Here is a 1,009-nt window from a genome sequence, read left to right on the forward strand (position 1 = left end):
CGCGCCGGTCGCCAGCGCCCGCCCCACCCGCCAGACGCCCTTGAGGTCGTCGGTCGCGGTCCGCACCAGGTGCACGGTGCTGTCGGGGTCGTCCACCCAGTCCACCGGCACCTCGTGGATGCGCAGTCCGGCGCGCTCGGCCAGCACCAGCATCTCGGTGTCGAAGAACCAGCCGGTGTCCTCGATCAGCGGCAGCAACCGGCTCGCGACATCGCCGCGGATCGCCTTGAAGCCGCACTGCGCGTCGGAGAAGCGCGCGGCGAGCGAGCCCCGCAGGATGAGGTTGTAGCTTCGGGAGATGAACTCGCGCTTGGGCCCGCGGACCACCCGGGCGCTCCGGCTGAGCCGAGACCCGATCGCCAGGTCCGAATGCCCGGAGATCAGGGGCGCCACCAGCGGCAACAGCGCATTGAGGTCAGTGGACAGATCGACGTCCATATAGGCCAGCACCGGCGCCTCGGACAGCGACCACACCGTGCGCAGCGCCCGCCCGCGCCCCTTCTGCTCCAGCCGCACGGCGGTGACATGGTCCATCCCGTCGTCCAGCCGGGCGGCGATCCGGGGCGTGTCGTCGGTGCTCGCGTTGTCCGCGATGGTGATCCGGAACCCGTAGGGGAAGGTGCGGGTCAGGTGGTCGTGCAGCCGACGCACACAGGACTCCAGGTCCTTCTCCTCGTTGTAGACGGGGATCACGACATCGAGGACGGTCTCGATCTGGCCGAGGCGCAGATGCTCACGTGGTGGCAGGGAACCCAGCGGCGTCGAGGTCGGGGTCGGCGGAGGCGTCGTCATGCCCACGACGTTCGCCAACCGGCCTGTCACGGCCGTGTGGTGAAGCTGTGGGCCGCCTGTGAGTCGGTACAGGCGGGCGGACCCGGCCCCCCGTGCCCGCCCCGGCTACCGGCGCCCCGCCACCGGCAGCGTCACCGTGAACACCGTCCGCCCCGGCCCGCTCGCCACCGCGACCGTCCCGCCGTGCGCGGCCACCACCGCCTCCACGATGGCCAGC

1 protein-coding gene is annotated in these 1,009 nt (G+C 71.8%); it reads right to left on the reverse strand.

The annotated features are described in order from the left end of the window. The coding region (locus AB0I03_RS27240; RefSeq protein ID WP_360417530.1) for a dolichyl-phosphate beta-glucosyltransferase at positions 1-792 on the reverse strand (792 nt) is incomplete at its 3' end. Between the last annotated feature and the right edge of the window lie 217 nt (positions 793-1,009).

The organism is Glycomyces sp. NPDC021274 (genome assembly GCF_040641195.1).
Taxonomy (GTDB): Bacteria; Actinomycetota; Actinomycetes; order Mycobacteriales; family Micromonosporaceae; genus Glycomyces.